We start from the raw sequence: 23695 nt of genomic DNA on the forward strand, positions 1-23695 counted from the left end.
GCAATAATAAATAGGAGTGAGTGCCACTCACTACGCTCAAATCAGATATTTCCCTTAACGAAATCTTGTTGTTTGTATCCTTACAGAAAAAGAGTAGGTCAGAAAATTAATACTCTTCTATAGCCCATCACATCAATATCCTTGTGTCAGGAAGGAATACCATGGCGAGCTCATCAGTAAATAAGCTGTCCTTATGGTCTCTCACGGCGTTGGTCGTGGGATCCATGATTGGTGCTGGAATATTTTCATTACCGGCGACATTTGGACGCGCAACCGGGGGATTTGGTGCCATTATCGCATGGTGCATCGCGGGCGGCGGCATGTTAATGTTGACATTTGTTTTTCAGTCTCTGGCGCAGCGTAAACCCGATCTTGATTCTGTAGTATTTATTTATGCGAAGGAGGGATTTGGTGATTATCTGGGGTTTGCCTCTGCATTAGGGTTCTGGGCAGGAACCTGTATCGGCAACGTCTCCCATTTCGTGCCGATTATCGCGTTTGTCGGGGTGCTGATCTTCGCGTTCCAAAGTGACATCTTCATACAAAACTTCTGGGGTTCTCCGGCGACTGCGCCCGTGACGCCCGACCTTGAGCACCTTAACGATTATGGCTATGTCGGTCATGCGGCGGCAGCGATTATGCCGGCTCAGGAGCCTGAATCTCTGTTCAGTCAAATTCGCAGCACCATGTTGGTGACCGTTTTTGTGTTCCTGGGAATTGAAGGTGCCAGCGTCTACTCCCGCTATGCCAAAGAACGCCGTCATGTGGGAATTGCCACCGTGATGGGGTTCATCGGCGTATTAGGGCTGTTGGTGCTGATCACGCTGCTCTCCTACGGCGTGCTGCTGCGACCGGAATTGGCTGGCATGCGCCAACCCTCAATGGCGGGCGTGTTGGAAGCTGTAGTGGGGCCCTGGGGGCGCGTCTTCATCAGCGTGGGTCTGATCGTTTCTGTCCTCGGTGCCTATCTGTCCTGGTCACTGCTGGCTGCCGAAGTGCTGTTTTCTGCCGCGAAGCACCAAAGTATGCCGAAAGTCTTCATGACGGAGAACAAGCATGCTGTTCCCTCTGCTGCTGTGTGGCTTACCAATATCACCATTCAGGTGTTCCTGATCCTGATGTTGTTTAGCCAGTACGCTTTTCAACTGGCGATCGAACTGACCAGTTCGTTAACGCTTATCCCGTATTTATTGGTGGCTGCCTACGGACTGAAACTGGCCTGGACGGGGGAAACGTATGAAACCGACAAGCGCGATCATCGCAAAGATCTCACATTTGCGCTCCTTGCCACGCTATATGCCCTGCTGATGCTGTACGCCGGGGGGATGAAATACCTGCTGCTGTCAGCCGTGATTTATGGGCCCGGCACCGTGTTGTACATCATGGCTAAGCGGGAGCAGCGGGTTGCGCTGTTCAATAAAACTGAGCTTGGGCTTTTCGCTATCGTTATGGTCGCCGCCATTGTTGCAATCTACAGCATTGCGACAAGCATTATTACTATCTAAGTGAGGCTGCTTATTATATCGACAAAAAAGAAGTCCGAAAAGAAATATGGCGTGCATTCGGAAGTCGGGAAATTGCATAAAGTAATGGTGTGCGCACCAGGCAAAGCACACAATCGGCTCACCCCGAGCAACTGCGATGAACTGTTATTTGATGATGTGCTATGGGTTGAACGCGCCAAGCGCGACCATTTCGATTTTATGACCAAAATGCGCGAGCATGGTGTCGATGTGGTGGAAATGCATAACCTGCTGGTGGAAACGGTCGCACTGCCGGAAGCGAGAAAGTGGATTCTTGATCAGCAGATTGTGCCGGATGAAGTCTCTCTGGGCATTCTGAACGAAACCCGCAGTTTTCTGGATGGGCTGGCACCGCGCGCCTTGGCCGAAGTGTTGATTGGCGGTTTGTCGACCATAGAACTGGCGAAAGAAGGCTATGCCGATCACGAAGAGCTCAATCTGATCCGCGATGCTGCGGGCATTACCGAATATTTGCTGCCGCCGCTGCCGAACACGCTTTATACCCGCGATACCACCTGCTGGATCTACGGCGGCGTAACCTTAAACCCGCTTTACTGGCCTGCTCGTCACGAAGAAACCATTCTGACTACCGCCATCTATAAATTCCACCCGGATTTTGTCGGTGCGGATTTCAATATCTGGTACGGCGACCCCACCAAACACCACGGTACCGCAACCCTGGAAGGGGGCGATGTAATGCCGATTGGTAATAAAACGGTGTTGATTGGTATGAGTGAGCGAACCTCGCATCAAGCTATCACGCAACTGGCAGCCTCGTTGTTTGCCAATAAAGCCTCGGGCGTTGAGCGGGTGATGATTGCGGCGATGCCGAGATTGCGCGCTGCCATGCATCTGGACACGGTGTTTACCTTCTGCGATCGCGATGTGGTGACCCTTTACCCTGCCATTGTGAACCAGATTCGTACCTTCTCTTTGCGTCCGGATGATGGCCCTACGGGGATGAAACTGTATCGCGACAAGGGCACCTTTGCGGAAGCGATCGTGGGCGCGTTGAACCTCAAGAAACTGCGCGTGGTGGAAACAGCTGGTAATGATTACGACACCGAACGTCAGCAGTGGGACAGCGGTAACAACATGGTGGCGCTGTCTCCTGGTGTGGTACTGGCCTACGATCATAATACCAAGACCAACACCCAACTGCGTAAGGAAGGCGTCGAAGTTATCGAAATCGTCGGCAGTGAATTGGGGCGTGGGCGTGGCGGCGGTCACTGCATGACGTGCCCGATCATTCGCGAACCTGTGGATTATTAATGCCACCTCATCAGGCGCTCCGGCGGAGCGCCTGATGAACACGCACTGTCAGTGCACGAGATGTTTATTCTAACCAGGTGCCAGGCCTGATTTACCTTTCTGCTATGGCGATGACGTAGCGGCGCGTGAATCTGATCCGAAGAGATTGCATCGTGAAAATAAAATTTATCGTTGTTTTGCTTCTCGCGTTTTTTATTTCTGCTTGTGACAGGGAGGCGCCCGAGAAAAGTATTACGGTACGGCCAGTGAGTATTCTGGAAGTGAGTAACAGCACACAACAAGGAGTGCGTATCTTTCCTGCCAGAATTATTGCTGGCGACAGAACGGAGTTGGCCTTTAAACGTCCCGGACAATTAGAACGGTTGTTGGTCCGAGAAGGCAAATCGGTCAAACAAGGGCGGAGCTTAACAGCAACGATGCGCGGCTGCGCTTACAGGATCGTCAGGCCACCTTTAACCTGTCTCAAACCCAATTTAGCCGTTACGCGGCGCTGAGTGAGCGCCACATTGTTGCGCGTGCTGAACTGGACGTGCAGCGGGCCGCTCGTGACTCGGCACAGGCCGCGTTGAAACTGGAGAAAGAAGAGCTGGACGATACGATAATCCGGGCACCGTTTCCCGGTGTAATCGCCATGGTTAACGCCCGAAATTATCAAATTGTCGCAGCTGGGCAATCTATTGCTACCTTGAACGCGTTGGAATTGCTGGACATGGAATTCAGCATCCCCGAAAGCCTTTTTATTCTCATCGATGCCAACAACGCCAAATATCAACCTGTCGTCGAATTGAACAACCTGCCTGGACGTGAGTTTGTGGCCAGCTACAAAGAGCACACCGCGCAAACGGTGTCGGGCGTGCTGACCATGCCGCGTCCACAAGATATCCCTCTGTTGTCAGGCATGAGTGGCAGGGTGAAGATCAACTTGGGGAATCTTCCCGGCAGCACCGCAGCAATGGCGGTGGTTGTGCCGGTTGAAGCAGTATTCAATCCAGATACCAGCGCTGAACATAAACCGCATGTGTGGGTCGTTAATGAACGTGATGGCAAGCTGTTTGTGACCTCGCGCCAGGTTGAACTGGGCCAACTGACCGCCAATGGCATTCAGGTCGTTTCCGGGTTGTCGCAAGGTGAGCGGATCGTGGCAGCCGGCACCCGTGAACTAACGCCAGATCAGGAAGTGCGTGCATGGGTTCGTGAGCGAGGTCTCTAATGAAACTGACAGAGAGCTTTATCAACAACGGCACTCGCATCTGGCTGTCGATTATCTTGTTGGGCATAGGCGGCGTCATTGCGTTCCTGAATATTGGCCGATTGGAAGACCCTGCGTTTACCATCAAAACGGCGGTGGTAGTTACCCGTTATGACGGTGCTTCTGCGCAGCAGGTCGAGGAAGAGGTTACCTTACCGCTGGAGAATGCCATTCAGCAGTTGCCCTACATCGATAACATCTCCTCGATTTCCAGCGTGGGGTTGTCGCAAATTACCATCAATATCAAAGCCCAGTACGGGCCGGATGATTTACCACAAATCTGGGACGTGCTGCGGCGTCGTATTGGCGATGCGGCGCGCCAACTGCCACCCGGTGCCAGCCCGCCTTTCGTCAATGATGATTTTGGCGATGTGTATGGCTACTTCTTTTCTCTGTATGGCGATGGCTATTCCAATCAGGAATTGCGTAACTTCGCTGAGGTATTACGCCGCGAGTTGGTGGTGGTGCCGGGGATCGGGAAAGTGGCGATCGTGGGGATTTTGCCGGAAGAAGTGCAAATAGAAATCTCCCGTGCGCAGATGACCGCTGCCAATATCGTGCCGCAGCGCTTGTATGATTTGCTCAGTCGGCAAAATGTAGTCTCCAATGCCGGTGAACTCCTGGTTGGCAGCGAATCGATCCGCTTGCACCCCACCGGTGAGTTCGACAATGTGCAAGAACTGGGCAATCTGTTGATCAGCGAGCCAGGCAGCCCGCGCAGCGTCTACCTGCGTGATATTGCCACCATCAGCCAAGGGGTGACGCACTCACCTAACAATATCTACCCGCGCCAATACCCAGCCAGCGCTCTCCGTCGGGGTTTCCTTTGCCCCCAACGTGAATGTGATCGTGGTGGGTAAAACGCCATCAAGGCACGGTTGGTTCAACTGGAGGCTGAGCGGCCAGCAGGTATGGCATTAAATGTGTTTTACGACCAATCCCATGAAGTCGAGGGGGTGGTAAATGGTTTTATCATGAGCTTCCTTATGGCGCTGGCGATTGTGATCGGCACACTGCTGATTTTTATGGGGGTTCGCGGCGGTCTGGTCATTGCTGCTTCACTGGCGCTGAACGTGCTGGGTACGCTGCTGATCATGAAACTGCTGAATATCGAATTGCAGCGCGTTTCGCTCGGGGCGCTGGTGATTGCGCTCAGTATGCTGGTGGATAACGCCATCGTGATTGTTGAAGGCGTGTTGGTCAGTCGGTAGCGCGGTGCAACGGCGATGGATGCGATCAACCGCGTTATGAAGCAGACCATGTTCCCGCTGCTGGGCGTGACCATTATTGCCGTGCTGGCGTTTGCGCCTATTGGGTTGTCTAACGATTCTACTGGGGAGTATTGTAAATCGCTGTTTCAGGTGCTGCTTATCTCGCTGATGCTGAGTTGGTTTACCGCGCTGACGCTAACGCCTGCGTTCACCAAATGGGCGTTTGAAAAGCAGAAAATGGCACCGCAACACCCTGATGCTCCGGTAAAAAAACCCTATGACGGTTGGCTGTTCCGTGTCTATCGTTCTTTACTGGGTAAGTTGCTCAACCAGCGTGCGCTGACGCTAACATTATTGGCAGGCTTGTTAGTGGCGGCGGTGGTCGGTTTTGGCAGCGTGCGACAAAGCTTTTTCCCACCGTACTAACACGCCTATCTTCTTTGTCGACCTCTGGTTGCCCTACAGTACCGATATCGCCTATACCGAGAAGATCGCGGCGGAGGTAGAAACGCACATCAATGCGCAACCCGGCGTCGACAACACCATGGTAACGGTAGGGCAGGGAGCGCTACGGTTTATGCTCACTTACAACGCCCAGCGGCAATACGCCAACTATGCGCAGATACTGGTGCGTACGGACGCGCTAAATCAGATCCCCTCCTTAATTGGCGATATTGAGGCTTATATACGTGCCAACTACCCGGAGGTGAAGGGGCAAGCGAAACGCATTATGTTTGGACCATCCAATAACAGCTCTATTGAGGCACGGTTTATCGGTAATGATCCCACAATACTGCGTTCTTTGGCGGCCGAAGGCAGAGCATGGCGGCCGAAGGCAGAGCAGGTGGCGAGTGCCGATCCGGATTCTGATGGCATCATGCATGACTGGCAGGAGAGCAGCAAGGTGATTCGTCCGCAGTTTTCGGATTACCTTGGGAGAGAGTTGGGGGTAGACAAACGTGAGATCGACAACACCTTGCGGATGAGCTTTGGCGGTATCAACGTGGGGTTATACCGTGACGGTACAAGGTTAATGCCTATCGTACTGCGCACCCCGGGATGCGGAACGGTTGAATGCCGACAGGCTCAATGACGTGATGATCTGGAGTCAGGCGCGACAAGCATTCATTCCGATCGATAACGTGGTCAGTCGCTTCACGACCGAATGGGAAGATCCATTGATCATGCGTCGCGACCGCACCCGTACGCTTACGGTACAAGCCGATCCCGCGTCGCAGAGTGGAGAAACCTCCGCCGAGTTGCTGGCGCGCATCAAGCCCGATATTGATGCTATTGCTCTGCCGCATGGATACCGCCTCGAGTGGGGGCGGCGACTATGAGAGCACCAAAGAGGCACAAGCTGGGCTGTTCACCAGTTTACCGTTTGCTTTTATTATTATGTTTATCATCACCGTGCTGATGTTCAGTTCCGTGAAACATGACATCGCCATCTGGCTTACCGTACTAGCCAGGTAGCGTGCTACCTGGCTATGTCATTTATCCTCATGATGTAAGTTGCGCGATGAAATAATGTCAAAACGTTATGAGTAAAAACGGGGCTTAGTGTGGTAAAAAACACATCTATGACATGACAACGACTGACGGCGCACGCCTCAGCGGCATAATAACGACATCTGCCTGCCGTACCCTTGCAGGAGCCATGCCATTGTGCTGCATGGTGCGTTGATGATGTAAGGTAAATACCTATGGATGAAGGACTGCATATGCCGGGTTCTGCGCGCGGGCTCAAAGTGGCGAAAATGCTTCAGACGATACTCAATATTGGGTTATTGCTGCTGGCGACCATTCTGGTGATTTTCCTAATGAAGGAGACATTTCATCTGGCGCAAGTGCTGCTGATCAGCAGTGAAAAAGATTCTTCTTTTCAGCTTATTGAAGGGATTGTTATCTACTTCCTCTATTTTGAGTTCATTGCGCTCATCGTGAAGTATTTTCAGTCGGGCTACCATTTCCCGCTGCGCTATTTTGTTTATATCGGCATTACCGCGATTATCCGTTTGATTATTGTTGACCACAAAGATCCTCTGGATACTCTGGCGTATGCCGCCGCTATTCTGGTGCTGGTGGTGACGCTCTATCTGGCGAACAGCAAACGGCTCAAGCGGGAGTAATAGGGTATTCAGGTCAGCAGTGGACACTGTGGTGGCAGCCGACAGGTCAACGCAGCGGGCAGGATCTCAATACAGAATTGGTTGGCGCTTAACGGTTCGCCGTCCAGGTTAAAAGTGATGTTGTCAGGGGCGACGATCTCCAGCCAGGGCAGCGTCGCGGCGATCACATTTGGGTTTTCGCTGCCAGTAAACAATGCCTGAAGCATGTTAGGCAATAACTCTTGGGCGGAAAGCACGCGCAACTGTAACTGCCCATCGTTAATCAGCGCCTCGGGGCACAGTGGCTGGCCGCCGCCCGCTTGCCGTCCGTTGCCGATGGCGATCACCAGCGTATCCCCCGACCATTGAAAATCGGGGCCGTGAATGTCACAGCGTTCTGCGGTTAGCATATCCATACGCAGCAAGGCGTGCAGCACATAGGATGCCCCACCCAACGCGGATTTTATCTTCGAGGGCGTTTCTGTGGTGATACGAGTAGCAAAGCCGCCAGTCGCCATATTGATAAAATTAGTGGCTGTCGTTGACGCAGGCGACATCTATCGGCGTCGCGTGCCCTTTCAACGCCAACTGTAGTGTATGTTCGATATCAAGTGGGATCTGGCAACTGGTGGCAAAATCATTCGCTGTGCCGAGTGGGATGATACCCAAAGCCGGGCGCTGGGCTGGTGCGCATTGCACCAGTGCACTGGCGACCTCATTGATGGTGCCATCGCCGGCGGCAATCACATTATTCACCTTAAGCTGCGCGGCCTCCTCAACGTAGCGTTTTGCATCACCGTGTTCCCAGGTCACGCGCACGTGCAGCGTAAACCCCGCTTCTCGGCTCTGTTGCACTGCGCTGCGCAAGGCATCGTTATCCGTGTTTTTACCATTGAGAATCAGAAGGGATACGGGATGTTGGCTCATGGTGTTCTCCTTTTCTGCGCTGAAAAGAGGCGATTGCAAGTATAAACAGCGTAGCCAGAAATGGCCGTGAACGGTATCAGAACAGAGGATAAAGCAGGAAAAAAGGCAAAGAAAAAGCCAGCCCAAGGGAGATTGAGCTGGCCAAGGAGGTGGTTCCTAGTAGTATCACTACGCTTATTTTTCGTTCTAGATTTTCTCAGCGACGCAATACTAACCAGATAGTAGGGGTATTGATGTGATCTGTTTCTAAAATTTGCGAAAAGTCGCAGGTCGTGCTGCGTAGTGAGCGAAAATCTGCTGGCAGAGATCGCGATTTTTTTACCTTGTTAGCATAAAAAACGCGATACCCGAAAACAGTATCGCGTTGTAATGAGGTATACGCTTATGAGCCAAGCGGGAGGCCGATTATGCTGCCTTACGCTGCATTCGGGTTACGCGTGCTCACGTCACTCGGCAGGTTGCGTAGCAGCAAGGCAAACTCCAGCGCCACGTCATCCGGCACCGGCAGGTAGACGATATGCTCGTTACCTGGCGCGACATCGATGGCTTCACCTTTGGCGTTTTGCAGCATATCGAGCGTGAATTGAATGTTGCCGTTCGGCGTCATCATCTCCACGCTGTCACTGAGGGAGAACTTGTTTTTCACCGCCACTTCAGCCAGCCCGTTGCGCCGCTCCCCGGTAAATTCACCCACAAACTGCTGACGATCCGATACGGAATAGCCGTATTCATAGTTCTGATAATCTTCATGAACGTGGTGATACAGGAAACCTTCGGTATAGCCGCGGTGTGCCAGACCTTCCAGCGTTTGTAGCAATGTCGGGTCAAACGGTTTTCCTGCTGCGGCATCGTCGATCGCCTGACGGTAAACCTGTGCCGTGCGTGCGCAGTAGTAGAAGGATTTGGTGCGGCCTTCAATCTTGAGCGAGTGCACTTGCATCTGGGTTAAGCGTTCAACGTGCTGAATGACGCGCAGATCGCGCGAGTTCATGATGTAGGTGCCATGTTCATCTTCGAATGCACTCATGTACTCGCCGGGGCGCTGGCTCTCTTCCAGCATAAACACTTTGTCGGTTGGCTCACCAATGCCGAGCGTGGGGTCTACCGTCTGTACCGGGATCGGTTCATGCAGGTGAACGATATTGCCTGTATCGTCTTCTTTCCCTTCCTGCACCTTGTATTCCCAACGGCAGGCGTTGGTGCAGGTGCCCTGATTCGGGTCGCACTTGTTGATATAACCGGAAAGCAGGCAGCGACCAGAGTAGGCCATGCATAAGGCACCGTGCGCGAAAATTTCCAGCTCCATCTCGGGGACTTGCTGGCGGATTTCGGCAATTTCCTCCAGTGACAGTTCGCGGGAAAGGATCACGCGGCTCAGCCCCATCTGCTGCCAGAATTTCACTGTCGCCCAGTTCACCGCGTTGGCTTGCACCGAAAGGTGAACCGGCATGTGCGGAAAGTTTTCTCTTACCAGCATGATCAGACCGGGATCGGACATGATCAACGCATCTGGACCCATATCAATCACGGGCTGAAAATCGAGCAGGAAGGTTTTCAGCTTGGCGTTATGCGGGGCGATGTTCACCACTACGTAGAATTTTTTTCCCAGCTCGTGGGCTTCATTGATGGCGAGCGCCAGCGTCTGGTGGTTGAATTCGTTATTACGCACCCGGGGGTTGACCGGCATAAATCGCATCGGCGCCATACGCGAAGGCGTAGCGCATATTTTTCAGCGTACCGGCCGGAGAAAGCAGTTCCGGTTTAAACATGGTGTCTCTCTGGTCTGATCACAAGTCAGGCTGTTCCCGAAGGGAACAGTAAAGGAGGGGGGATTCTAGCGCTAATGCCGGTAAAAATCAGCTAACGACGCAGAAAAAGTGTGGCTATTGCCCACGCGCGAGTTGGCGCGGGCAAAGAGGGCTATTTCCCAAGACTGGCGCGGTTGTGTGCACGCAGCAGGTCGACCTGCGGGCCCAGTGGCACAATGCCGGTCGGGTTCAGCCAACGGATACCGTAATAACCCGCTTTGATATGGTCGATATTGACCGTCTCTTTGATACCCGGCCACTGGTAAAGCTCGCGCAGATAATTTGACAAATGAGGGTAATCCTCAATACGGCGAATATTGCATTTGAAAGCACCGTGATAGGCAACATCAAAGCGCACTAAGGTAACAAACAGTCGCCAGTCGGCCTCGGTAATCGTATCACCGGCAATATAGCGATTCGTCGCCAGATGCGTCTCAACGCGGTCCAGCGTATCGAACAGTGTCGTCACGGCGCTTTCGTAGTGCTCTTGGGTTTTGGCAAAGCCGGTTTTGTACACCCCGTTGTTGATGTTGTGGTAAATCAGTTCGTTCCATTCATCAATGGTGGAGCGCAGAGCGAGGGGATAATAATCCTCACGGTTGCCGGTCAATGCGTCAAACTGGCTGTTAAACAGACGAATGATATCGGCCGATTCGTTATTAACGATACTCCCTTCGATACGATCCCACAGCACTGGTACTGAGACTTTGCCGGTGTAATGGGCGTCGCTGGCGGTATACAACTGATGCAGATAACGCACGGGAGCAGCGTGCTCGCCCGCATCTTGTGGGGTAGTAAACTCCCAGCCGTTATCAGCAATTACCGGTTGTGCAATGGAAAGGGAAACAATATCTTCCAACCCCTTCAGCTTGCGGAACATCAAGGTGCGTGACGCCCACGGGCAGAGATAAGAGACAAAAAGTTGATAGCGGCCTGCTTCTGGGATCAGCGTCGTTTGGCGAAACATCGTTTCCTGGCGCTGAAAAGCCCCGTTTTTGATCTCTTCTGCGGCGACATCGCCATTGACCCACTGGCCGTTTACTAAACCTGACATGGTGTATGGTTCCCCGTCTTGCATGTTGTTATTGAGACAAATCTAAAAATAATCATATACCCGTTATACTTCAAGTTGCAGGAGCGTTGGCTGCGCTCACTCACCCGAATCACTTACCTGAGTAAGCTCATCGGGATTCCCTCACTTGCCGCCCTCCTGCAACTCGAATTATTTAGGGTTTAATTATTGTTGTGACGTTCTCCATGTTAACAGCCGGGGGAAAGCGGAACAGGGGAGATTTTTCATCAAGTCGGACAGTTTTTTTGACAGGATATACCTTACATCTTATTCACTGCCTTGGCCGTACAGTCATCCCAGGGCGGGGTGCTGAGTTGTTCGGCCAGGAAATCGATAAAACGTCTTACCTTGAGCGGCAGCAATTTGCGCGTCGGATAGACGGCATAGATATTTAGTTCCAGCGTGGTGTAATCGGGTAACACTTCGACCAGTGTGCCAGCGCGTAAATCGTCTCCCACGAGAAAATCCGGTTGCAGGATAATGCCCTGATGCGCCAGTGCGGCATAGCGACAGGTATCACCGTTGTTGGCATGAATATGTGGCTGTGTTTTCACGGCGATAGCATCACCGCCGCCATTGGGATAAAACTGCCATTCATTGCCCGGCGCCCAATAGCTGTAAGAGATAACGCGATGATCGCGCAGCGCCAGCGGGTGTAGCGGTGTGCCATGTTGCTCCAGATAGGCTGGAGAGGCACACAGCACCATGCGTGTTTTGGCGAGCGGGCGACACACTAGCATTGAGTTAGGCAATTGTGCGATACGAATCACCACATCGTAACCCGCGGCGCACATCGTTAAAGCGTTTAACATCACCTTTGCGCAGGTGGTTGCAGAAGGTCCGGCCTTTGCCGCAGGGCAGGTTGCGCCGGTGTTCTATGCCAGGGATGGACGCTGAGGCAAAAGCCACTGTTCAGACTTTGATTGCCAGCACGGGCTTCAAACCGGTGGATGCTGGCACGCTGCGCAATGCCCGTTATCTCGAGCCGTTAGCCGGCTTGAATATCTATTTTGGCTACGGAGCCAGATTAGGCACCGATATCGTTCCCGCCTGGCTGAGCCGCGCGTAAGCAATACCTTATAAACTGACGAAACAGGAGAATGGAATGAAAAAGATACTTAGCGTCGCGATCGCCTCGCTGCTGCTGGCAGGGGTTTGCGCCCCATCGTTTGCTCAGGATCGTCCGGCAGACATTATCAGCCCGATATCCGATCAGATTCTGCCGAACAAGGTTAGCGCAGCCGATGCGCGTAAAGCCGGACGAGTGGCCTATGACAAGCCAACCCCCGAAAACACCATTATGCTGTTTATCGATCAGCAGGTGGGATTGATGGCCAGCACCCGTGATTTCAATCAGGCATCCGGCTATAAAGCCAACGTGGTCGCGTTGGCAGAAATGGCGAAAGCGTTAAAGATTCCGGTGTTGATCACCTCTTCCAACGCGCAATGGCAAAATGGCGACACACTGCCGGAGCTGAAAGAAATATTCAAAGACCAGCCTATCTATCGCCGTACCGGGATCATCAATGCCTATGAAGATCCTTCGTTCCGTAAGGCGTTGGAAGACCTGGTGAAAAAGACCGGTCGTACCCATATCATCATTTCTGGGGTAACGCTGGGCACGTGCGTGGCCTTCCCGACGCTCGCCATGTTGAATGACGGCTATCAGGTTTATCCGGTAGTGGATGCCTCTGGTGCCTGGAGTAAATATGAAGCGGATGCCGCGATGCAACGCATGACGGCAGCTGGTGCGCAGTTGGAAACGGTCTATGCGTTAGGGGCTGAGCTTCAGGCCGACTGGAAGAAACCCTCCGCCGATGCCATGCTGAAACCCTTTATCGATGGGCTGCCGGAATACGGCTGGATCTTGCAGAACTACTGGAACAACGCCAACAAGCACACCGTGCCGGATCCGTTTGGCGTAGTGAAGTAAGTTGCTATCAACAGGTTCCCGCTTGCCGGGAACCTTGGCATAAGAACGTGGCGCTACACCACTTCACAAGATCCCGCTTCCCAGCGGTATCCCATGCCATAAACGGTGCGGATAAATGATGTGTTCGCTCGTCCAGTTGCTCCAGCTTGCGCCGCAGATTCTTGATATGGCTGTCGATGGTACGATCGGTCACGACGCGGTAGTCGTCGTAGAGCTTATCCAGCAGCGCTTCGCGCGAAAATATCTTACCGGGCTCTGCCGAAAGGGTTTTCAACAGGCGAAACTCTGCGGGTGTCAGATCGAGCGGCTGCCCGAGATAGCTGGCCTGAAAACGGCTGTTATCGATCTGCAAGGCGGCTTCTTGCCCCTCTTCGGGGGGCGGTGCAGACTGCCAGCGGCAGCGGCGCAGCAGGGTTTTCACCCGTACCACCACTTCCCGTGGGCTGTAGGGTTTGCAGATATAATCATCCGCACCAATTTCCAATCCAAGCAGCCGGTCAATCTCTTCGCTGCGCGCGGTAACCATAATAATCGGCACATTGGAAAACTGACGGATGATGCGGCACAGCGTCAAGCCATCCGTGCCCGATAGCATCAAATCCAGCAGAATCAACGACGGTGAGTGCTCGCGTACCCAGGGCAGCACCTCATCGCCGTGGGTAATTCACTGCGTGCGATACTCTGCGGCCTGCAGGTAGTCCACTAGAAGTTGGCCGAGCTTGGGCTCATCTTCAACAATCAGCACCTGCTCTGGCCGCGTCTCGTTTGATAAGGTTTCAGTCATCCGCGTTTCAGGATTCCGGTGGGTGAAGCGGGAATTCGGCGGTCATTTGCAAACCACCGAGCAAGGAAGCGCTAGCATACAATCGTCCCCCGTGGGCCTCAACGATATTCTTGCAGATAGCCAGCCCCAGCCCTGAACCGCCGCTGGCGCGATTGCGTGATCGTTCAGCGCGGTAGAAACGATCGAAAATCCGTGCCAGTTGCTCTGCGTCGACGCCAGGGGCGCTGTCTTCCCACACAATGGTGCACACACCATTTTCACTGTGGGCACGTATCAGTAACTGTCCGCCATTGTCGGTGTAACGCAGGCTGTTCTCCAGCAGGTTGTTAAACAACTGGCTTAACCGGTCAGGATCGCCAAAGGCACTGATGCGTTCTGGCAGTTGTGTGATGACTTCAATGTGTTTTTTCTGAAAGCGCTCGTTGAATGAGGCGACGCTGATATGCAGAAGCTGGATCAAATCCACCGAAACTCTGCGGTAGGCGAGCGCGCCGACATCGGAGAGCGACAGTTGATGCAGGTCATCCACCAGCTTGGGTCAGCGTGGAGACTTCATTTTGCAAAGAAAGCAGGGAGCCAGCATCTGCCTTGCGCACGCCATCCTGTATTGCTTCCAGTTCGACGCGCAGTACCGCCAAAGGCGTACGCAGTTCATGGGAGATATCGGCCATAAAAGCGCGGTGCGACTGCTCGTTTTTTTCCAGTGCGGTGGCAAGTTGGTTAAAATCCTGCGCCAGTCGGCCCAACTCATCACGGGTATTGACCGGCACGCGTGCGGTAAACTCCCCGGCAGCCAGACGGTGAATTCCCTGCATCAGTCGTTTTACCGGTGCCAGCAGGCCGCGCGCCATCAGCCAGGTCACGATGATGGCGAGCAGCGTTGACAGCCCGACGATAAACCAACTGGTACGCTGTTGCTGCCGGTCAAAATTGATATCCGCATCGCGCGTCAGGCGTTCACTAGGTGATGCCACCACCCAACCAACCACCTTGCCCTGATGGTGAATGGCTTGCCAGGTGCTTTCGGCGGCAATGGGGGCTGGCGAACCAAATAGTCGGTTACGCTGGGCATCCAACACCCAGAGCCGGACTCGCCAGCCGCGCATGCTGTTGCCGTCATCCTCATTTTGGACCATGGTGTGCAGCAGTTTGAACACCAGACACTCATTATTGCGCAGAAATGTCCAGTCGCCGTACTGCGCGTACTGTTCCTGTAATGCATCACGCAGCTGCTCGACGCGCTGTGCGTTGCCTTGCTTGATGTAATCAACAAAGCCGCGCTCGAAGCTCATTCGCACGCCCCAATGCATGGTGATCAACACCAGCATGCAGGTGGCAAAAATGGCGAGAAACAGTTTAGCGGTAATACCGAATCTCATCGTATCCTCACCTTTTTCCCGGCAGCACGTTCTGCTTGATTTGGTCCGGCGGCACACGCAGGAACAGCAGGGCGGGCAGCGCCAATATGACGGCCATGCTCAGATAGGTATAGCGAAATACCTCAGCGGTTGCCGGGCTGGCGATGTCCAGCGTCCCCTGCTGGGCAAAAATACCGAGCAGAATACCCGCCAGACTCACGCCGAGGCTCATGGAAAGCCGCATGGTCATCGACAGCAGGCTGTTGCCTCCGCTGGCGATATTGTCCGGCAGGTCTTTCAGCGTCAGGGTATTCATGGTTGAAAAGCGTACCGAATTGGCCACCCCCACCAGTATCAACACCAGCGGCAGCAGCCACAGCCAGTTTAGCAGCGCGACGGTGGCAAACAGCAGAGTACTGAGCGACAGCGCCAGGGTAGAAACGACCAGGGCCGTGCGGTAGCCCAATCGGTTAACGATACTGACCACGATCCGCTTGGTACCCATGCTGCCCAGAATCATCGGGATCATCATTAAACCGGCGTGAAAGGGCGAGAACCCCATGCCCAGCTGTAAAAACAGCGGTGTGGTGAAGGGCAGCATGCCGCTGCCGATACGCGCCAGAAAACCGGCGCTCAACCCAATGCAAAAGGTAGGCGTATTGAACAGGGCATTTTCATTTTGGCGTGCATGTAGCCAGTAACTTAGCAGTGCGATAATACCAACAGCAATCAAACCGACGATAGCAATTGGCGGTAATGCCAGACTTTTGTGCCCGTCCAAGGCTAACGTCAGGGTTGCCATACCGATGGCGAGCCAGAGAAAACCGCTGAGATCAAAGCGCGAGGTTTCCGTGGTGTAGTTTGGCATGATCAGCCAGGTGGCGATAGCATCTATAATACCTACCGGCAGGTTAATCAAAAAAATCCAGTGCCAACTGGCGTATTGCACCATCCCCGCCCAGAGTGGGGCCGAGCAATGGCCCAATCTGGGCGGGGATGGTGATAAAAGTCATGGCGGCCATAAACTGGTCTCGCGGCACAATCTTCATTACCGTCAGGCGGCCTACGGGCACCATCATAGCGCCGCCTACGCCTTGGATCACCCGAGAGATCAGCAGCGCATTCAAGGTTTCTGAACGCGCGCACAGCAGCGAGCCCAAGGTGAAAATGATGATGGCGGCAAAAAAGACCCGTTTCACCCCCAGTTTATCTGCCAGCCAGCCGCTGGCAGGCAGCATTACGGCCACGGTGAGTACATAGGCCACCACCACCGAGTGCATACGCAACGGGTTTTCGTTCAGGCTGAGTGCCATCGTCGGCAGCGCGGTATTGACGATCGTGGTATCGAGCGTTTGCATAAAAAAGCCAAACGCTACAATCCAGAGTTGCCAGCGCGCGGAGGCCGGTTGGGTCGTTGACGGGGTGGACGAAAAACTCATGGAATAACGGGCCTCACGGAATCTGGATTCTTCTTGTTCACTCGCAGCGTGTTAAGACGACGTAACGCTGGCGAGGTTGCGGCGCCGAGCCAGCCAGCCGCGCAGACGATCGAAATAGAGGTACACGACCGGTGTGGTATAGAGCGTGAGCAACTGACTCATCACCAGTCCTCCCACAATGGTGATGCCGAGCGGCTGGCGCAGTTCAGCACCATCGCCACTGGTCAACACCAGCAGTAGCGCGCCGAAAATCGCTGCCAGCGTGGTCATCAGAATGGGGCGGAAGCGTAGCAGACAGGCCTGAAAAATCGCCTCTTGTGCGCTTAGCTGTCCGCCGCGCTGCGCTACCAGCGTAAAATCCACCATCATGATGGCATTTTTCTTCACGATACCGATCAGCAACAAGATGCCGATCAGGGCGATCAGGCTAAACGGTGCACCAAACCCTTTTAACGCCAGCAGTGCGCCAACTCCGGCAGACGGCAGCGTAGACAGGATAGTCAGCGGATGTACATAGCTTTCGTAAAGAATCCCCAACACGATGTAGACGGTGACAATCGCCGCAATGATCAGCAACACCTGCGCACTTTGTGACTGTTGATACGCCTGCGCCGTACCGGCGAATTGTCCGCGCACGGTCGGGGGAACCCCCAACGCCGTCATCGCGCGTTCAATCGCGGCTGTCGCTTCAGAGAGTGATACACCTTCCGGCAGATTAAACGAAACGGTTGATGCTGCCGAGAGTCCCTGATGGTTGACGGACAGCGGGGCGTTAATCGGCCGCCAACTGGCGAACGCAGAAAGTGGAATCGGCTCCCCTGCGCTGTTGAGCACAAACATCTGATCCAGTGCGCTAACATCCTGAGTATATTTGGATTCCACCTCCATCACCACTTTGTACTGATTGAGTGGTTGATAGATGGTAGATATTTGCCGCTGCCCGAACGCATTGTTTAACAAGGCATTGACGCTGGAGACGCCGATACCGATGCGCGCAAGGGTATCCCGATCGTAGGTTAGGGCCATCTCAGCGCCTTTATCCTGCTGATCGGAGTTGACGTCAGCCAATTCCGGCAACTGGCTGAGCGCAAGGCGAATTTTGGGTTCCCAGGCGCGCAGTTCATTCAGATCGTCTGACAGCAAGGTAAACTGGTAGCCCGCGTTAGACTCTCGTCCACCGATGCGGATATCCTGTACCGGCATCAGAAACAGGTTGGTACCTGGCTCCTGCGCCAGCTTGCCACGCAGGCGAGCGATCACCTGCTGGGCGCTCATCTTGCGTTCTGCCAGCGGTTTTAGCGTAATAAACATCGAGCCTGCGTTACAGAATCAACAGAACCCAGCGCGCATGCTGCAACATCCTGCGCAGCGAACGGCCATACTGCTGTTGCAGAGCAACTAACAGGCGACCAAAACCGCGCTTGCGCGGCTGGCTGTGTTTTTCATGACTGCGCAGCAGACGCGCGCACATCATTGGCGTCAGAGTGGCGGAAATGATCAGCGAAATGCCTATCGCTGCAGAAAACGTGATGGTAAATTCGCGAAAGTAGCGCCCTGGCCGTCCTCCCATCAGCAACAGCGGCAGGAAGACCTCCACCAGCGACAGACTCATCGCCAGCACGGTAAAGCCGACCTCTCGCACCCCTTTCAGCGCTGTCTGCATCGGTTTCATGCCCGCTTCAATATGGCGCGAAATGTTCTCCAGCACCACGATGGCATCGTCTACCACGAATCCGGTGGCGATCGTGAGTGCCATCAGCGAGAGATTATTCAGGCTGAAAACGCACAAATACATGGCCGCAAAGGTTCCAATCAACGACACCGGTACGGCAATCGCCGGGATCAGCGTGGCGCGACCGGAGCGCAGGAACAAGAACACCACCAGTATCACCAGAGCGACGGCAATCACCAGTGACTGTTCCACCTCGGCCAACGAGGCGCGAATCGTGGGCGAACGGTCTTGCGCGATATTCAGTTGAATGGCGGCGGGCAGGCTGGCACGCAGTTCCGGCAGCGCGGCGCGCACGTTATCCACGGTGGCGATGATATTGGCATCGGGGGCGCGCTGCACCACCACCAGCACGGCGGTTTTTCCGTTTGCCATCCCGGCGTTGCGCGTATCCTGCACGCCGTCTTTGACCTGGGCCACGTCGCTCAGCCGTACCGGTGCACCGTCTTTATAGTGAACAATAATCGGCGCATAGTCCGCGGCGGTTTTTAGCGCATCGTTGGTTTGCACCTGCCAGCGTGCCTGTCCGTTATCGATGTTGCCCAATGGCTGTTTTACGTTGGCTCTGGCAATGGCCTGGCGCACCGCATCCAATGCGATGCCTTGATTAAACAGCGCCTGAGGGTTCAACTCAACGCGCACTACGGGCTGCGAGGCACCGCTCACCGTCACATCACCTGGGAGATGCGCTGCGACAGTTGATTGGTGGAGAAGTCGTATAGCTGGCCCGAATTATAGGTGTCAGAGGTTAACGTCAGCACCAGAATCGGCGCGTCGGCCGGATTGACCTTACGATAGGTCGGTCGGCTTGACATGCCGGAGGGCAGCAGGTTCTGTGCGGCGTTGATTGCCGACTGTACGTCGCGTGCGGCACCATTGATATCACGCGAGAAATCGAAAACCAGAACGATACGGGTTCTGCCCAGCGAACTGGTGGAGGTCATCTCTGTCACCCCGGCGATGCGCCCAAGGGAACGCTCCAGCGTGCCGATCGCCACGCTAAGGGTCATCCAGGGATGGTTCAGCACCCGGCGTAAGCCTTTGCCATACAGTGCCCAGCCGTGAGAAAAAACGTTCGCTAGCACGCGTCAAGGCGTTTTGCCGGCTCAGGCTCTGATGGGTAAGCAGCCGGGCGCACATCATGGGTGTCAGCGTCAGGGAAACCATGCCGGAGATCAGAATAGCGACCGCCAGCGTAATGGCAAACTCGCGGAACAGACGGCCAATGATATCGCCTATAAACAGCAATGGGATCAGCACCGCAATCAGCGAGAAGGTGAGTGAGATAATGGTGAAGCCAATTTCTCCGGCACCTTTCAGTGCTGCGTGCAGCGGTTTTTCCCCTTTTTCGATATAGCGCGAAATGTTCTCGATCACCACGATGGCGTCATCCACCACGAAACCGGTGGCGATGGTGAGTGCCATCAGCGTCAGGTTATTGATCGAGAAACCGAGGAAATACATGGCGGCGAAGGTGCCGACCAGCGACAGGGGCACCACAATGCTTGGGATCAGCGTGGCGATGGCATTGCGCAAAAACAGGTAGATCACCATGATCACCAGCGCAATGGCCAGCATCAGCTCAAACTGCACATCTTTCACTGATGCGCGAATACTGGCGGTGCGATCGGTCAACATCGTGACGGTCACCGATTTCGGCAGGCTGGCGGTTAACGTAGGCAACAGATTCCGCAGGCTGTCCGTGGTGGTGATCACGTTGGCACCTGGCTGGCGCTGGATGTTGATGATAATCGCCTGTTCACGGTTGGCCCAGGCGCCCAGCGCGGTGTTTTCCGGTGCTTGTTCCACGGTGGCGACATCGCGCAGCCGTACCGGTGCCCCATTGCGCCAGGCAACGATCAGTTGGCGATAATCCTCCGCCGATTTCATCTGATCGTTGGCCGACAAGGTTACTGCGCGTGTCGGGCCGTCCAGGCTGCCTTTCGCTGAGTTAACGTTGGCGCTGGTGATGGCGCTGCGCAAGGTTTCGCTATCCAGCCCGTAAGAGGCCAGCGCGTTGGCGTTAAAATTGACCCGCACCGACGGGCGCTGCCCGCCCGCCAGCGATACACGACCGACGCCTGACACCTGCGCCATTTTCTGCGCGCACCATATCTTGCACTTGCGTCATCGGCATGGCAGTGGAAGTGACCGCCAGCGTCAGCTGGAATTGCAGGGTGATCACCGATGCGCCGCCAGAGCTCTGCGTCGACATCTGTTTCAGCCCGGACATTTGCCCTAACTGGCGTTCAAGGGGCGCGGTAATCGCTGATGCAATGACATCCGGGCTGGCGCCGGGGTAGAGTGTCACCACCTGAATAGTCGGGTAGTCCACCTCAGGCAGTGCAGAGACCGGTAATGCCCGATAGCCAATAATCCCTGCCAGCAGGATCGCCAGCATCAACAGCGTGGTGGCAATCGGACGCAGAATAAACAGGCGAGATGGGCCACCGCCTGCCGGAATCTCCCCTTGCATCAGGGTTTCTCCCCGCGCGTGGCGCGTTTAGACGGCGGTGTGGTGGTTGGCAGAGGCGGTAATCACTTCCACCTGCGCCCCTTCAGTTAACCGGTCGATACCGTCGGTGACTACGCGATCCCCTTCATTCAGGCCGGCCGTCACCACCATCTCTTGCCCGTATTGAATGCCTACGGTAACGCTGTGTTTACTGACCTGATTTTTCTCATTCAACACCCAGACAAAGCGTCCTTCGCTGCCCATCTGGATGGCGGAAAGTGGTACCAGCAGCGCATTTTGCAAGGTGCTGACTTGCATACGCACATTGACAAACTGGTTGGGAAACAGTGCATCATCGCTATTTTCAAAGCGGGCTTTCAGCTTGATGGTGCCGGTGGTGGCATCAATCTGGTTGTCCATGCTGAGCAGGCTACCTTGCGACAGCTTGTGTTGGTTGGCGCGATCCCAGGCTTCAACCGGTACCGGTTGACCCGATTTTTGCGCGCTCAGTACCGTAGCGATATCACTTTCCGGTAACGTAAAGATGACATTCAATCGGATGCGTTTGGGTTAACACCACAATACCGGTGCTGTCGCCGCTGGTGATGTAGTTGCCCACATCCACCTGCTTTAACCCAACGCGTCCATTGATAGGCGAGGTGATTCGGCTATAGGTGAGCTGCAATTCTGCGCTGGCGACAGAACCTTCATCGGCCTTGACAGTGCCTTCCGCCTGATGCACCTGTGCTGCCTGCGCATCCAGTTCCTGACGGGAAATCAGGTTGGTTTTAATCAACTGTTGATAGCGTGCCAGATCCTGACGCGCATTGGCCAGCGCGGCCTGATCTTTTGCCAGTTGTCCTTGTGCCTGTGTCAGCGCAACCTGATAGGGGAGTGGGTCGATTTCTGCCAGCAGATCGCCCGCCTTGACCTGTTGTCCTTCCTGAAAATGCAGCGCCATCAGTTCGCCATTAACGCGACTGCGCACGGTAACGGTATTGGCAGCGGTAATGGTGCCTAAACCCGAAAGGTAATAAGGGACCGCCGCGGCGCGCGTGGTAGCGGCCTGTACGGGCGGTAACGTGCGCATAGCAGCGCGTCGTCCGCCTCCACCGCTACCGGCATTGCGTGCTGGCGCGCCGTTATTACTGGCTTCCTGACGGGCTGAAGGGGCCGCTGTCGGGGGATCGGCGGGGCGCAAGTGACGCCAGATGACAACGGCGGCGATAACCGCGAACGCAAGCAACAGCAGACGAAAAAGACGAGTGGTATTCATCATGGTTTACGAATCGAGTGGCAGCCAGTATTAACACAATGAGGGTAGTCTACTGTGTTTTACTCAAATAATAATGAAGGAAATGTGGAAGAAATGTCAGGGTTTGTAGCGGAGCGTGGGCGACCGGATGGCCGCCTAGACAATTATTATTGCAAATTACAGCACCAGCCCAGCGATTGACGCAGAGAGAATACTGACCAGCGTAGAGCCGTAGACTAACTTCAGGCCGAAACGGGAAACCACATTCCCCTGATTTTCTCTCAACAATTTGATTTCACTGGAAATGATTCCGATAGAGGAGAAGTTAGCGAACGACACCAGGAATACGGAGAGAATCCCACGCTACGCGGCGACAGTTGGCTCTCCACTTTTTGCAGTTCCAGCATGGCAACGAATTCGTTGGACACCAGTTTGGTGGCCATGATGCTGCCCACCTGCAACGCTTCGCTGGCAGGAATCCCCATGATCCAGGCGAAGGGGAAGAACACGTAGCCCAGCATTTCCTGGAAACTGATGCCAAAGATGGCGCTGAAAATGGCGTTGATCATCGCAATCAGAGCGATAAAGCCGATCAGCATGGCGGCGACGATACAGGCCACTTTGAAGCCCGCCAGGATATATTCCCCCAGCATTTCAAAGAAACTTTGATTTTCATGCAGATCGCGCAATTGCAGCTCGGGTTCGGCATCGACTTTATACGGGTTGATCAATGACAACACGATAAAGGTGTTGAACATATTCAGGATCAGCGCCGCCGCCACATATTTGGAATCCAGCATGGTCATGTAGGCACCGACGATAGACATCGACACCGTAGACATGGCGGTTGCCGCCATGGTGTACATGCGTTTTTCCGACATCTTGCCCAGAATATCTTTATAGGCGATGAAGTTTTCCGATTGCCCCAGAATCAGCGAGCTGACGGCGTTAAACGATTCCAGTTTCCCCATACCGTTCACTTTGGACAGCACAGTACCGATGGCGCGAATAACGATAGGCAGCACCTTGATGTGTTGCAGGATCCCGATTAATGCCGAGATAAACACGATAGGGCAAAGCACTTTGAAGAAGAATGAAATCAGATTCTTTTCGTGGTTGACCATATCACCAAATAAAAAATCGGTCCCTTGTCCGGCAAACCCCAGCAATTTATCAAAGACGGCGGCAAAACCTTTTACGAAGCCCAAGCTCACGTTGGAATACAGGAAGAACCAGGCGAGCAGAATTTCAATCACCAACAGCTGAATAATAAAACGGATACGAATGCTTTTACGGTCGCGGCAGACAAGCAACGCCAAACCGGCAACGACAAGCAATGCCAACGCAAATTGTGCAATATGAGTCATGAGGGCTCCGAATAGTAGGCGGGTTAACGTTTCCCACGCCATTCTAGGTAACGAAAAAGCTAAAAATGCGATAAAACACGCAAAAGTATAATTATATCGTGGGAATAGCGCTAAGTTGAATAGCTTATCGCAGAGCGCTGCGTGGGTATGGTAAGCAAACGTAACCAGTGAGAGGGCGGACAATCCCATTTGAGGATGCCCG

9 protein-coding genes and 10 pseudogenes are annotated in these 23695 nt (G+C 54.1%); 9 read left to right on the forward strand and 10 right to left on the reverse strand.

Going from position 1 to position 23695, the window contains the following annotated elements:
• The first annotated feature begins 161 nt into the window (after positions 1-161).
• From ACMZI0_RS11520 to psiE, 7 genes and pseudogenes are all read left to right on the forward strand, one after another.
• A complete protein-coding gene (locus tag ACMZI0_RS11520) occupies positions 162-1505 on the forward strand; it encodes an amino acid permease (protein WP_415673068.1) in 1344 nt (447 codons plus the stop codon).
• A gap of 6 nt (positions 1506-1511) precedes the next feature.
• Entirely contained in the window at positions 1512-2795 is a 1284-nt protein-coding gene (gene arcA, locus ACMZI0_RS11525) for an arginine deiminase (protein ID WP_415673119.1), read from the forward strand.
• Between the two features lie 152 nt (positions 2796-2947).
• Positions 2948-4005: pseudogene (locus ACMZI0_RS11530) on the forward strand (efflux RND transporter periplasmic adaptor subunit).
• A pseudogene (locus ACMZI0_RS11535) lies at positions 4005-5681 on the forward strand (efflux RND transporter permease subunit). Before ACMZI0_RS11530 ends, ACMZI0_RS11535 begins: the two co-directional pseudogenes overlap by 1 nt.
• Positions 5644-6348 (forward strand): hypothetical protein, encoded by a 705-nt coding sequence (locus tag ACMZI0_RS11540; protein WP_415673069.1) that lies wholly within the window; start codon positions 5644-5646, stop codon positions 6346-6348. The pseudogene ACMZI0_RS11535 and the gene ACMZI0_RS11540 overlap by 38 nt, the downstream one beginning before the upstream one ends.
• Positions 6326-6595: a hypothetical protein gene (locus ACMZI0_RS11545; RefSeq protein ID WP_415673070.1), complete on the forward strand. Its 270-nt coding sequence runs from the start codon at positions 6326-6328 to the stop codon at positions 6593-6595. Before ACMZI0_RS11540 ends, ACMZI0_RS11545 begins: the two co-directional genes overlap by 23 nt.
• 384 nt (positions 6596-6979) lie before the next feature.
• The gene (psiE, locus tag ACMZI0_RS11550) at positions 6980-7387 is read left to right on the forward strand and encodes a phosphate-starvation-inducible protein PsiE (RefSeq protein WP_264623672.1); all 408 of its coding nucleotides are present in this window, start codon (positions 6980-6982) and stop codon (positions 7385-7387) included.
• Between the two features lie 8 nt (positions 7388-7395).
• Here psiE and yegS read toward each other — a convergent pair.
• The 4 genes and pseudogenes from yegS to ACMZI0_RS11570 form a co-directional block, all read right to left on the reverse strand.
• Positions 7396-8293, reverse strand: a pseudogene (yegS, locus tag ACMZI0_RS11555) (lipid kinase YegS).
• Positions 8294-8708: 415 nt separating this feature from the next.
• Positions 8709-10062, reverse strand: a pseudogene (gene yegQ / locus ACMZI0_RS11560) (tRNA 5-hydroxyuridine modification protein YegQ).
• 151 nt (positions 10063-10213) lie between these two features.
• Positions 10214-11155 (reverse strand): glutathione S-transferase family protein, encoded by a 942-nt coding sequence (locus ACMZI0_RS11565; protein ID WP_415673071.1) that lies wholly within the window; start codon positions 11153-11155, stop codon positions 10214-10216.
• Positions 11156-11433: 278 nt separating this feature from the next.
• Positions 11434-11985 carry a substrate binding domain-containing protein gene (locus ACMZI0_RS11570; RefSeq protein ID WP_415673072.1) on the reverse strand — a complete coding sequence of 184 codons (552 nt, stop codon included), beginning with the start codon at positions 11983-11985 and terminating at the stop codon, positions 11434-11436.
• A 65-nt stretch (positions 11986-12050) separates the two neighbouring features.
• Here ACMZI0_RS11570 and ACMZI0_RS11575 point away from each other — a divergent pair, with 65 nt between their 5' ends.
• Both ACMZI0_RS11575 and ACMZI0_RS11580 read left to right on the forward strand, forming a co-directional pair.
• Entirely contained in the window at positions 12051-12242 is a 192-nt protein-coding gene (locus tag ACMZI0_RS11575; RefSeq protein ID WP_415673073.1) for a hypothetical protein, read from the forward strand.
• Positions 12243-12278: 36 nt separating this feature from the next.
• Positions 12279-13106 (forward strand): isochorismatase family protein, encoded by an 828-nt coding sequence (locus ACMZI0_RS11580; protein WP_415673074.1) that lies wholly within the window; start codon positions 12279-12281, stop codon positions 13104-13106.
• Positions 13107-13159: 53 nt separating this feature from the next.
• On the opposite strand, the pseudogene baeR reads toward ACMZI0_RS11580, so the two are convergent.
• The 6 pseudogenes from baeR to ACMZI0_RS11610 form a co-directional block, all read right to left on the reverse strand.
• Positions 13160-13890 (reverse strand): annotated as a pseudogene (gene baeR, locus ACMZI0_RS11585) (two-component system response regulator BaeR).
• Between the two features lie 7 nt (positions 13891-13897).
• Positions 13898-15269 (reverse strand): annotated as a pseudogene (gene baeS, locus ACMZI0_RS11590) (two-component system sensor histidine kinase BaeS).
• Positions 15270-15276: 7 nt separating this feature from the next.
• Positions 15277-16687 (reverse strand): annotated as a pseudogene (gene mdtD / locus ACMZI0_RS11595) (multidrug transporter subunit MdtD).
• 51 nt (positions 16688-16738) lie between these two features.
• Positions 16739-20892 (reverse strand): annotated as a pseudogene (locus ACMZI0_RS11600) (efflux RND transporter permease subunit).
• A gap of 27 nt (positions 20893-20919) precedes the next feature.
• Positions 20920-22147: pseudogene (locus ACMZI0_RS11605) on the reverse strand (MdtA/MuxA family multidrug efflux RND transporter periplasmic adaptor subunit).
• Positions 22148-22303: 156 nt separating this feature from the next.
• Positions 22304-23682: pseudogene (locus tag ACMZI0_RS11610) on the reverse strand (NupC/NupG family nucleoside CNT transporter).
• Between the last annotated feature and the right edge of the window lie 13 nt (positions 23683-23695).

Origin of the sequence: Symbiopectobacterium sp. (genome assembly GCF_047692315.1) — a bacterium.
Lineage (GTDB): Bacteria > Pseudomonadota > Gammaproteobacteria > Enterobacterales > Enterobacteriaceae > Symbiopectobacterium.